Here is a 12,144-nt window from a genome sequence, read left to right as displayed (position 1 = left end):
GGATTTGTGTCTTAATACAAATCCATCATGAGCCATTATTTATTTAGTGTTTAACCGCTTTTGCCATATCCCACATTGGCATAAAAATTCCAAGAGCCATCAATAAAACCATACCAGCAATAAAGCCCAAGAGAATAGGTTCTATATAGCTCGCGATATTATCAATGATTTGATTGAAACGAGATTTAAAGTATAAGGTCACCTTCTCAAGCATTTTATCTAAAGTACCACTTTGTTCACCTGCTTGAATCATCTGAATCAACATACCTTCAAACAATTCAGTATCTCGAAACGATTCTGTTAAAGAGATACCCCGCTGTACAGAAACTTTTACTGCAGAAAGTCTTTTTTTTAGAAAAGTATTGTCTAGAGTCAGTAATGCGGTGTCCAGTGCATCTGCAATAGGAATACCTGCTCGAATCAACTCTGTAAAAACAAGGCAAAAGCGACTGAGTGTTGCATAAAAAATAATATCCCCAATCAGATATACTTTAAGAATATAACGATCAAAACCTTTTTTAAACTCTTCATTATTATTAATTAAATATTTAATTAAGACAATAATGCCAATTAATCCCGCTAAAAGATATAACCCATATTCATTAATCATATGTTCCATAAAAAGAAGGATTTTAGTAGGAAGAGGAAGGTCAGCTTTTAATTTTGCAAATATCTCTTTAAATTTTGGCACAACATAAACCATCAAAATAGTAAAGGCTATCGCTATAGCAATTACAACGGTAATAGGATAACGTAGTGCTTTTTTGAATTTTTGCCTATTTTCTTCAATTTCATCAAGAATTTCTGCTAATTTTTCTAGTGATTCGGCCATATTACCCGTGCTTTCACCAAGTTCAACCATAGCAATAGTTACATCACCCACAATATCACGATAGGCCATTAAAGATTGTGTCAAGCTAAGTCCAGAGTTCAGATCATCATTGACACTATTAAAGATTTCTTTGAGTGTTTTATCAACTGTTGCATTGGTAACTTCTTTAACACTATCATGGATAGAAATACCAGCATTGGTCATAACACTTAATTGTCTAATAGCAGCTATTAAGCTAGGCATTTTGACTTTTTTACGGGTAATCGTACCGAGCAGTTGATTTTTTAAAGCACTAAATTGATCTTCTAATGGTGCAGATGTTTCTTTAACGGTTAAAATGACACCAGGGATTTTAATTTTAGCGATAGCGATAGCATCGTGTTTATTGGGAGATTTAATAACAGTCTTAGTTTTTTGCCCTTTAAAAAGATAATTCACTTCATAATATTTCATCCTTTGGCCACCCTTACTATTTCATCGAGAGTTGTTATTCCATTGGCTGCTCGTGTTATACCGTCTTGATACATATCAATAAAGCCTTCTACTAAAGCTTGTTCTTTTACCTCATTTTTCGTTGCACCTTGTGCAATCATGCTTGATATCTTTTCGCTAATTACTAAAATTTCTGAAATCATTTCCCTACCTAGATATCCTGTTTGAGCGCATTTCTCACAACCGTTGTTTTTATAAAATTGATATGTCTCAGGGAGCATAGATTTGATTTCATCATAAGCTGTTTTGGGTAAAGTATATTTCGTTTTACAGTAAGGGCATAATTTCCGTACCAATCGTTGCGCCTCAATAGCGATGAGTGAACCACTCATTAAATAAGGTTCAATTCCCATATCAACGACTCTGGTGACTGCGCTAATGGCATCATTGGTGTGTAACGTTGAGAAAACAAGGTGGCCTGTAAGTGCCGCTTGTACGGCAATTCGAAGTGTTTCTGTATCACGAATCTCACCAATCATGATAATATCTGGATCTTGTCTTAAAATAGAGCGAAGCGCAGATGCAAATGTCAAATTTGCTTTCTCATTAACCTGTACTTGTTGTGTCAAAGTCAGTTGGTATTCAACAGGATCTTCAACTGTGATAATTTTACTTTGAACGCTTTTAATAGCATTGAGAGCAGCATAGAGTGTTGTCGTTTTACCGCTACCGGTTGGACCCGTAACCAAAATAATGCCATAGGGGGAACGCATTGCTTGTGCAAATTTAACATAATTTTTAGGATGCATTCCTAGATCTTCAATTTTAATCATCACTTTAGACTTATCTAAAATACGAATAACTATTGATTCACCGTTAATTGTAGGAAGTGCAGAAATCCTAAAATCATATTCGCGGCCCAAAATTGTAGCTGAAAAGCGTCCATCTTGTGGTTTTCTTTTCTCGGCAATATCCATATTAGAAAGCAATTTCATACGTGATGCTAAAGGAGGGTAGATATCTTTATCAAAAATGAACGTCTCTGTCAGCATACCGTCAATTCTACTTCGCACAATACAATTGTTTTCTGTTGGTTCAATATGGATATCACTTGCGCGTGCTAAAATAGATGTCTTTAAAATAATTTCAATGAGCTTTAAAATACCAGATGATTCTTGAGGATTTTCAACAGCACTTGAAGTAATTTCTTTACGAATCTCACCAATCAACCCTTTGATACTCTCACTCAATTCCATTTTCACAAGGTATTTTTCAATTTGAGAGGGATCAGCGATAATCACTTTGAGTAATTTACGAGGGAAAATTCTCTGCACACCTTCTTGTGCATTAATATCTAATGGGTCTCGTAAAGCAACATAGATATTAATTTCATCTTCACGAACAGGCAAGGCTCTAAATTTTTTGAGTTGCGCAAAAGGGAGTTTTGAGGCTAGTCGATAATCAATATCAATCGAATCTAAATCTAAATATTCATAATTTAAATTTTTAGCCAATGCTTGTAAAAATTTTTCACTATCAATTGCAAAGTTAGTGTTTACATCTTCAAGACTCAATACCCCTTTTTTGAAAAATTCAATTACAAGGATAAGAAGGTCTTCTTTAGTAAAAAAATTATTTTCAAGAAGAATTTCTCCAAATACTTTTTGAGTATTTTGTTTAATTTCTTCTTTTATCCTCGTAGCCGTATTTTCATCAATAATACGGTTATGAATCAAATATGCTAAAATTGTTGTTGTTATCTCGCCCATTATCTGCCAATATTGATAAATTTATATTTATTGTACCATTTCTAATACTAAGAAACCAAATAATCTTTAGTTCATCATTTCACCAACAGTGATTTGATTTAATAAGCTCTCTACAGCGGAAGATTTGTTGTTTTTCAAATAAGCCTTCAGTGCTAAAATAGCGTCATCTTTATGTCCAAGCTTGTACTTGGATTTTGCAAACCAAAGCCAACTTTTTTCATTTCCTGCATCAATATTATTAGCAATCAATGCCCATTTGTTGCTTTCATTATAGTTTTTGTTAAGATAGTATTCTTCTGCTAGCATAAGAGCAAAAACAATATTATGCGTCGAGTCAAATTTCTCTTTGAGATACTGAATAGAATTAATTTCATGTGTTTCTATCTTAATCATACCTTTAGGCTTAATATCGTCAAGAGGCGGTGGTGGAAGTAGAGTACCATCAATTTGATCCTCTTTATTTCTATAAAAAGACTCTTCTTGTGAATTTTCAGATGGCTTTCGCATAAAAAGCTTTGTGGTTGTCTCTTCTTCTTGTATACCTGAAGCTGCTTTTGGTATTTCAGGTGGGGGAGAATACTTTTTGGATACGCTAGATTGTGTAATAGTTGGAAGTTGCAACAATAACGTCTCTTCAGTCTTATTTTCTTCTTTATTGAGAGCAGGTTGTGTCAAATTAACATCAAGTGCCTTGGTTGGCTGAGTTGTAATATTGGTATCGGATACTTGTTTCGTATTCGTAGTAGGTGTCGATATTTCTTGGCGCATAGAAATATTGAAAACTGATTCAATGTGTGGATAAAAATAGTATATAAATATCGATACAATGAGGATAACAAGACCAAAATACACAAAGTGTAATTTTTGTTTCAATCGATATTTAAATAATCGCTTTTCGAGTTCAACAATCTCCGATGTACTAAGCATCAAGCATTCCTAGGCTAATACCGGCCATTTCTAAATATTTTACATGTAATGCATTCGCTTTAATTAAAGAAGGTTTGTTCGTATCGTAGTATTCTAAGATTTCAAATAATTTATACATTAGTTTATTGATTGTTCTTAAATTACCTGATGTCATTTGAGCAATCAATTTGTAATGCTTCTCTTTTAATAGGTTGAGATATTCAAAGCGGTTATGAAAAAGAAGCTTTTTTTCAATATACGTCTTGATTTCATTAAGGGAAGCATTATCAATCTCTATAGTTTCCCAAATACGCGTTTGAAAATAATCTTTTGCTAAGATATCCTCTTTTTCTGTTTTATGAACAGTAAATAAAAATTTAAATAGCCTTGAATCCGCCATAAGACGAATTTTTTCAATAAGATCTGTGGGATAGAGTTGTGCTTCGTCAATTAAAACAGTAATCGTCAATTCTGTCGAAGTAATATGTTTACTAACCACTGCTAAGAATTCATTGTAATTTGAAAACTCAGGTGAAGCTTTTCCAAAAGTATGTTCATACAAAGCTTTAATAAAAACTTTTTCATCAAAAAAAGGACGAGGAAAAAAGATGATTCGTTTTTTTTGCCTCAAATCATTGTAGATTTTTTGAAGTAAAAACGTCTTTCCCGTCCCTGGTTTACCATAAAATAAGATTAATTTTAGTGGTTTATCCAATGTCTGAACTAAACGATCATACGTCATTGCAGACTTATCTAAATTGACATAGTCAAATACTTCTCCATCCACGAAGATGGTTTTTAAATCACTATAGCTGCTATTCATTGATTTTTTGACTATAACCTAAATCTTTAAGTGTTGTTTTGTCTGTACCTTTAGATCCAATAATATGTGGTGTAATCACAAATACTAATTCACTCGTAGCAATCGTATCTGCCGTGTGTTTAAATGCTTCGCCAAGTAGAGGAATGCTACTGAGTAGAGGCACGCTACTATTTTCTTTACCTTTGCTAGAAGCGATGAGACCACCTAGGATGATAGTACTACCATCTTTAACTTTGACAACCGTTGAAAGTTTTTTCTCAGAAGTATCCGGCGCTATTTCTCTAGGGTCAGTCGTGCGCGCTTCATCATCAGAGTATTTAAAATTGCTCACAGATGGGTTAATGCGAAGGATAATTTCATTATCTTCAGAAATTTCAGGCGTTATATTTAAAAGCACCCCGATAAAAATTGAATAATTAGTATACGTTGTTGTGAGTGTTGTTGTCGTTGTTGCCGTATTGGTTGTATCTTCTGGAACACGATAATTAATATTGTCACCTACTGTAATAAGGGCTTGCTGATTATTCATTGTTAAAACTTTTGGACTAGATACAACTCTTGTGTCACCATTAGATGATAAGAAGTCTATTAAGCCAGAGATAGAGAAAACAGCATCATTGACTACTGTTAAATTATTATAATTTTTTGTAATAGCATTGTCATAATACGTTGCAGGTGAATTCGTTGAGTCTGTATGCGTATGTGCAGTTTGTCCTTGATTGCTATTGTTAAAAATAGAACTACTGCTAAAACCCAATGAAAACTTACTCCAATCAACACCTGTCTTATTACTACTGCTAAGAGCAACATTTAGGATAGAAACATCAATCAACACTTGTTTGTGTAACCTATCTTTTAGCATATCAATATAGTCCGAAACGCGATCCAACTGTTTTTTGGTTGCTGTAACAGTAATCATGCCTGCATTTACGTTAATAATGGGTGCTTGTGCTTTATACGTTTCTGCGCCAGTGTTTAACACCGATACAAGCTCATTAGAGATAGTTTTCCAAAAATCAAACGATTCATTTGAAGAGATAATATTTTGACTTAGTGTTGTTGTATTCTTTGTTGTCGTTCCACTCACTTCAGTTGGCGTAGCATCTACTGAAGCGTTAATGACTGCTTTACCTTCGCGGATAGAGGAGATGTAGTCTACTTTAAAGGATTTTGTACTTAAAGCTGAAATTTTTAAAAAGTTTTTGTCATAGGTATAAAAAAGGTCATTATCTTGAATAACAATCTGAAACACTTCATCAAGAGAGAGATTTTTAATGTTAATACCATTCAGATTTTTAGCCAATATTTTTTCAGCTTCTGTATCTTTAACCACGACACTAAAATCGCATACATCAGCGAGCTCCGCAAGAAGTTCACCTCCTGTTGCTTTATTATTCGTTTTAATATTAAACGTTCTATATTCACAACTTTTGCTTTTTTCAGCAGCTAAAACAGGTGAAAGAGCGATAGCTAAAGTCGCTACGAGTAGAATTAAATTATTTGGAAAAGATTTTAACATTGCTCTCATCTTTCGTCCTTATCAAAAGTTCTTTTTTTTCAATTTCATTGCGTAAGATAACACTATCATGTCTAATATTCGTTAATTTATAAGCGCCAACGGTATCTAATCGCTTATACCAAGTCCCATTGATCTTAGCTTTTTGATCAAAAGTAGCTTCAAGAATATAAGAAATTACTTGGTTAGATGCATTGGCATCAGAATTATTTCCATCCGAATAAATCACGATAAATGGGTTATTGAGTTTATCAATCATGACGACATTAGCTCCTGATCTTCTTTCTGCAATTTTTTCAAAAATTTTATCATATGATTTAACTTCATTGCCTAGAGACAATTGTTCTTGCGCATAAGAAGATATTAAAATACTGCAAAGTGGTAAAATGATTTTTGACAATGTTTTCAATATTTCATCCCCCAAACAGCAATATTAAATTGCCCTTCAATATTCTTTTTAGCGGTACAATTCAATTCATATATATCTACAACCAATTCACTCTCTTCAATAGCATTCATAAACTTCATGGTGTTTGCGAAAGAGCCACTGAAATCAACTTTAAGGGTTAAAATTTGTTCAATTTTTTGAAGACTTGGCTCATTCATTTTGTTTTCAATAACTTTAATTCGAACAGCATACTTTTGTGCAAGCTCGGTTATTGAGTTTAAAAATTTTGCCCAATTTTCATCGTTGAACAATAGATAAGAAAGTTCTTTTAATTTACTATCGACATAGGCATTTGTATAAGTCGTTTTTTCAAGTAATAATTTTGCATTTTCAGTATCTGCTTTAACTTTTTTAATCATAAAGGATTCATCTCCATCGCGAGATACAGATGCCAAATAGGCTTGTTCGTCTTTTAATTTCTTTTCTACTTCTTTTGAAGTACGCATTGTTTGTTTGAGTATTTTATCTGTTATAGGAAAGAAATAACTGTACGAAAGATAACCAAAAACAACAAAAACCATTAAAAAAATGAGATAGACTTCATTACTTTTTTTACCGTCAAAATAATGATCAATTTTATCCAAAAGAGAATCAAGACTATTCATCATGTAATCCTATTGAAATTTTACTCATATAAAGCCTTATTGTGTCATCATAAAGAATTTTATCAGTATTGATTTTATATTTTTTTAATTCGGTAAGATCCTGAATAAATTCTGTCACTTTCTTTTCACTTCGATTACGTACAAAAATATCAAGCTGATTTTTTTTGAAGTCTACCGCTTCAACCTTACAATCATTTTTATTTGAAAGTTGAAAAACCTCCAAAAGAATTGCAGCTTTCATAGGATAGGAAATTTTCTTATGATAAATTTCGCTTAAAAGCTTTTTGCGAAACTCAAATTTAGTAGTTTCATTTTTAACCAGCGCATCAACTTTGTCTTTTTCTACTTTAAGCGTAGCTAGTTGTTGTCGTATATTGGATGTTCTTTGAAATAGCTCATTGTAATCACTGGTCTCTTTAGCAGCTTTTAAACTTAAAAAAGAATGGTATGCAAATTGATAAGCAGGATATGCTAATCCAATAATAATACTGGCAGCCAAAATTCCTAACAACTTACCAGCAGGTCTATGTTTTAATGGAGGAGGGCGTTTATAGATTGAAAAATTGAGATTGTCATCTGGATTTTCTATATAAAGTTGTGCACTGAGCATCATCAAGATATGAATTTGATCAATATACCACTCTTTTGAATTAATAGCAATGCTAAAATTAAATTCGAATGATTCTAATCCTAAGTAGCTTTTTCCATACTCTTCAATTCCAGAAAATGTTCCTATCTCTGAGCCAAGGTAAAGTTTATCAATATAATCAATATTATAAGATCGTTTTGTAAAGACAAGAACATCGCTAATATAAAGGAAAATTTCACCAAACAACTGCATAAGGCTTTGTTGGTATTGATTATTTGTAGCTCTTAGTCCTTCATTGGTGAGAAGCTTATAGAAATCCTCTTCGTCTATTCGTTCGCCAACAAGTTCACAAAATTTTTCATTAATCTCTTTTAAAGAGTAATGTAGAGATTTTGAATAGACATATTCTCCGCCTTTATAAATAGATAAAAAGGCATCTGATTTTTGAAAATAGACAAAACAGTGGGTTCCTTCAGGTTCTAAAAAATTTTTTCGATATAAAGCTTTAATTAAGAATGGAGCAGTGGTAACATAATCGATATAACGAGTTTTTTCTTTAATGGGAAGCAATTTTGATTGCATCAAATTTGCATCAATAACAAAAACATTAAAAGAGCGATTTTTTGCATCTTTTGCATCTGTTTCAAGGTAACTAATAACATATTCGATGGATGAGTCGAGAGCTAATTCATCATAAACTTTGATTTCAATAGCATCTTTTAAGTCACTATCAGGAATATTTCGGCTAATGTCAATAGTGGCACTGATAATATCTCGTGCTTGTAAATAAGAGATGAAAAAAGCATTTTTATCACTTTTTTCAAGCTTATTAAGTTTTATTTCATTTTTCGCGTAAGCGTAAGAAGTCAGTGATAAAGGGTCGATAGAAACAATTTCTGAGCTATAACGTCTATCCTCAGTCATGGACATTTTTAAAACCCCTTTATTTTAAAAATTAATCGTTAATATGTGACGATTTTGACACATTTACTTTATTCAACTATATAACCAATTTTCTTCAACATTTCTTTATCTTGGCTCCAACCTTGCTTGACAACTACTACAAGTTTCAAAAAGACACGTTTTTGTGACAAATTTTCGATTAATTTGCGTGCGTGTGAGCCGATTCTTTTGATGGTTTGTCCCTCTTTGCCGATAATAATTCCCTTTTGGCTCTTTTTATCGACGACAATAGTAGCATAAATATTATCGATTATTTCATTTTCTTCAACTTTATCAATCAAAACATCTGCAAAATAGGGAATTTCATCACTCGTATTATCAAAAATTGCCTCACGAATTAACTCTTTATAAATATCGCGTGACCTCTCTGTTGTAAGGATTTCAGGATCATACAGGTATGGATGTTCTGGTATGTATTTTGCGATAGCTTCCAAAAGATAGGATTGTGAGATTCCTTTTTTAACAGAAACAGGAATGAGGGCAGTAAATTTATCTTGATAGGCTTGATATTCAGTGATTTTATCAAAAAGAGCCGTCTGTGATACACTATCTGTCTTAGTAAGTAAAACCATATGCGGGATATTGGCTTTGTTTAAGGATATAAAATCAATATAATGTTGAAGTGTATCACTTGCGGGCGCTAAAAAAAGAATCAAATCACAATCCCCCATAGCTTTCATAGCTTCTTCAAGCATAAATTGATTTAACAAGCGTTCCTGTTCATGAATTCCCGGTGTATCAATAAAAATAATTTGCGTATTTTCATGCATTGCTATAATATTTAAACGCTTTCGGGTTGCATTAGCTTTATGGGAGACAAGAGCAAGTTTTTCACCGACTAACCAATTTAGAAGTGAGCTTTTACCAGCATTTGGTCTTCCTACGACGGCTACAAACCCTGCTTTTGTTTTTGTGTTTTTGTCTGTCATTTAACTTCTTTTAAAGAATATATCGACTGCTATCTTCATTCTCAACAATAGCATCTAATTTTTCATGGACAAGAGATTCACTTACATGTAATGTCTCACCTTTGTGTTCATCGGCACTGTAACTAATATCTTCTAGAACTTTTTCGATAATCGTATGCAATCTTCGAGCACCAATATCTTCTGTTTTTTCATTCGTAATTTGCGCAATTTTAGCTATGGCTTGAATTGCGGCATCTTCAAACACAAGATCAACGCTTTCTGTTTTTAAAAGGGCTTGATATTGAAGCAATAAAGAGTTTTTGGGTTGTGTTAAAATCTTATATAACACTTCTTCCGTGAGTGAGCTAAGCTCAACACGCAAAGGAAAACGTCCCTGAAGTTCAGGGATAAGATCACTAGGCTTGCTTAAATGAAAAGCACCTGCTGAAATAAAAAGAATATGATCGGTTTTAATACTTCCGTATTTTGTATTAACATCACTTCCTTCTACAATAGGAAGGAGGTCGCGTTGGACGCCTTCTTTGCTTGGGTCGCTTCGGTGAGATTGTGACGAATTAACGGCAATTTTATCAATTTCATCAATAAAGATAATGCCACCATTTTGGGCACGCTCTCTGGCTTCACTTTTGACAGCTTCCATATCTAACAGTTTTTCACTTGCTTCAAGTTTTAAGGCCTCTTTGGCATCTTTAACTTTCATCTCTTTTTTAATATTGCTTTGTCCAGAACCTAAAATTTTAATAAAAGATTCCTGCACCTTAACCATCTCTGGAGGTAAAGACGAATCACCTAAATCGGAGTTTCCTTGTGAAATTTCTACTTCGATTTTTAGTTCATCAAGCTCACCATCGCGTAATCTTTGACGCATTTTTTCAAAGCTTTTTTCATAATCAGTTTTTTTCTCTTCACTCACCCCTTTTGGAAGAGGAGGAAGAAGTTTCTCAATAATTGTTTTTTCAACATGAGCTGCAATATCTTCTTGGTTTTTTTCTTTATGTTCCGCTTTGACAAGGTTGATAGAGGCCATCATTAAATCTCTGACCATTGACTCAACATCGCGTCCTACAAAACCAACTTCTGTGTATTTACTCGCTTCTACTTTAACAAAAGGCAATGAGAGCATCTTAGCCATACGGCGTGCAATTTCTGTCTTACCGACACCCGTGGAACCAATCATTAAGATATTTTTTGGCATAACTTCTTCAGCCATAGCATCATCTAATTGTAATCTTCGATAACGATTACGCAAAGCGATTGCAATTGCTTTTTTAGCATTAAATTGCCCGATAATATACTCATCGAGATAAGCAACAATTTGTTTAGGTGTTAAATTCATGAGGCACTACTCTCCAAAACAAAAGTTTTGATATGATCATTGGTATAAATGCAAAGTTCACTAGCAATTTTAAGACTTTCTTTGACCAAAGTCTCTTCATCCAACATCGCGTGACGATCCAATGCGCGAGCTGCGGAGATGGCATAATTTCCACCACTGCCAATAGCTGCTATTTTCCCATCTTCTGGTTCAACGACATCGCCATTGCCACTTAAGATGAAGATATGCTCACAATCTAAAACAATCATCATCGCTTCTAAACGACGCAACATTTTATCTTTGCGCCACTCTTTTGAAAATTCGATGACAGATTTGTATAAATCACCTTTTTTTTGCTCTAAAATACTTTCAAACATATCAAAAAGATTGAAAGCATCTGCTGTACTACCAGCAAAACCAGCAAGAATCTTGCTGTTATAAAGTTTTCGAATTTTTGTGGCATTGTTCTTCAAAACAGTATTGCCAAATGTCACTTGTCCATCACCGCCAATAACTGCTTTATTTTTGCCTCTACATGCGAGGATGGTGGTTGCTTCAAACATGCTCTTTATTCTCCAATGATAATAAGTGCCAATGTGGCATGAATACCATGTCCTAGTTTAATGCTAACATCGAAATTCCCTGTTGTTTTGATGGCATGTTCAATTTCAACAGTTTTTTTGTCAATCTCAATTGCATATTGCTCTTTAAGTTCTTGTGCAATTTCATCTTTTGTCACCGCGCCAAAAAGACTACCATTTGCTCCAAGTTTTCGCTTAACAGTCAGCTTTAATTCTGCTAATTTTTTTTCAATCATTTTTAAATTTGCAATTTCTAGAGCTTCTGCTTCTGCTTTCTTGCGTTGATCAGATTCATATTTACGCATGACTTCATTTGTTGCTAAAAGCGCATAACCTTTGCCAATCAAAAAGTTTTGACCATAACCGTCTTTGACTTCTTTGATTTCGCCTTTTTTGCCTAAATCTTTTACATCTTTAATCAATAAAACTTTCATCG

12 protein-coding genes are annotated in these 12,144 nt (G+C 33.4%); all 12 read right to left on the bottom strand.

The genetic code is table 11. The features are described 5' to 3' along the window. Nucleotides 1-43 precede the first annotated feature (43 nt). The 12 genes from AC5SLP_RS07730 to rplI all read right to left on the bottom strand — a co-directional run bounded on the left by AC5SLP_RS07730 (nucleotide 44) and on the right by rplI (nucleotide 12,142). Nucleotides 44-1,285 carry a type II secretion system F family protein gene (locus AC5SLP_RS07730; RefSeq protein ID WP_495254579.1) on the bottom strand — a complete coding sequence of 414 codons (1,242 nt, stop codon included), beginning with the start codon at nucleotides 1,283-1,285 and terminating at the stop codon, nucleotides 44-46. Next, nucleotides 1,282-3,033, bottom strand: coding sequence for a GspE/PulE family protein (locus tag AC5SLP_RS07725; protein ID WP_495254578.1), 1,752 nt, complete (start codon nucleotides 3,031-3,033; stop codon nucleotides 1,282-1,284). Before AC5SLP_RS07725 ends, AC5SLP_RS07730 begins: the two co-directional genes overlap by 4 nt. Nucleotides 3,034-3,099: 66 nt before the next feature. Continuing rightward, nucleotides 3,100-3,960: a CDC27 family protein gene (locus AC5SLP_RS07720; protein ID WP_495254577.1), complete on the bottom strand. Its 861-nt coding sequence runs from the start codon at nucleotides 3,958-3,960 to the stop codon at nucleotides 3,100-3,102. Beyond that, complete coding sequence (locus tag AC5SLP_RS07715; RefSeq protein ID WP_495254576.1) at nucleotides 3,953-4,762, bottom strand: AAA family ATPase; 810 nt, start codon at nucleotides 4,760-4,762, stop codon at nucleotides 3,953-3,955. The genes AC5SLP_RS07720 and AC5SLP_RS07715 overlap by 8 nt, the downstream gene beginning before the upstream one ends. Further along, entirely contained in the window at nucleotides 4,755-6,290 is a 1,536-nt protein-coding gene (gene mshL / locus AC5SLP_RS07710) for a pilus (MSHA type) biogenesis protein MshL (protein WP_495254575.1), read from the bottom strand. Before mshL ends, AC5SLP_RS07715 begins: the two co-directional genes overlap by 8 nt. Further along, nucleotides 6,259-6,687, bottom strand: a complete 429-nt coding sequence (locus AC5SLP_RS07705; protein ID WP_495254574.1) for a hypothetical protein — start codon at nucleotides 6,685-6,687, stop codon at nucleotides 6,259-6,261. The genes mshL and AC5SLP_RS07705 overlap by 32 nt, the downstream gene beginning before the upstream one ends. Next, nucleotides 6,684-7,331, bottom strand: a complete 648-nt coding sequence (locus tag AC5SLP_RS07700) for a hypothetical protein (protein WP_495254573.1) — start codon at nucleotides 7,329-7,331, stop codon at nucleotides 6,684-6,686. Before AC5SLP_RS07700 ends, AC5SLP_RS07705 begins: the two co-directional genes overlap by 4 nt. Continuing rightward, nucleotides 7,324-8,850, bottom strand: coding sequence for a hypothetical protein (locus tag AC5SLP_RS07695; RefSeq protein WP_495254572.1), 1,527 nt, complete (start codon nucleotides 8,848-8,850; stop codon nucleotides 7,324-7,326). The genes AC5SLP_RS07700 and AC5SLP_RS07695 overlap by 8 nt, the downstream gene beginning before the upstream one ends. Nucleotides 8,851-8,912: 62 nt before the next feature. Continuing rightward, complete coding sequence (gene era / locus AC5SLP_RS07690) at nucleotides 8,913-9,812, bottom strand: GTPase Era (RefSeq protein WP_495254571.1); 900 nt, start codon at nucleotides 9,810-9,812, stop codon at nucleotides 8,913-8,915. Between the two features lie 10 nt (nucleotides 9,813-9,822). After that, entirely contained in the window at nucleotides 9,823-11,148 is a 1,326-nt protein-coding gene (gene hslU / locus AC5SLP_RS07685) for an ATP-dependent protease ATPase subunit HslU (protein ID WP_495254570.1), read from the bottom strand. Continuing rightward, nucleotides 11,145-11,690 carry an ATP-dependent protease subunit HslV gene (gene hslV / locus AC5SLP_RS07680; protein WP_495254569.1) on the bottom strand — a complete coding sequence of 182 codons (546 nt, stop codon included), beginning with the start codon at nucleotides 11,688-11,690 and terminating at the stop codon, nucleotides 11,145-11,147. The genes hslU and hslV overlap by 4 nt, the downstream gene beginning before the upstream one ends. A gap of 5 nt (nucleotides 11,691-11,695) precedes the next feature. Further along, the gene (rplI, locus tag AC5SLP_RS07675; protein ID WP_495254568.1) at nucleotides 11,696-12,142 is read right to left on the bottom strand and encodes a 50S ribosomal protein L9; all 447 of its coding nucleotides are present in this window, start codon (nucleotides 12,140-12,142) and stop codon (nucleotides 11,696-11,698) included. Between the last annotated feature and the right edge of the window lie 2 nt (nucleotides 12,143-12,144).

The sequence above is a fragment of the Sulfurospirillum sp. E15m genome, assembly GCF_059415145.1.
This window is presented reverse-complemented; position numbering and strand designations above follow the sequence as displayed.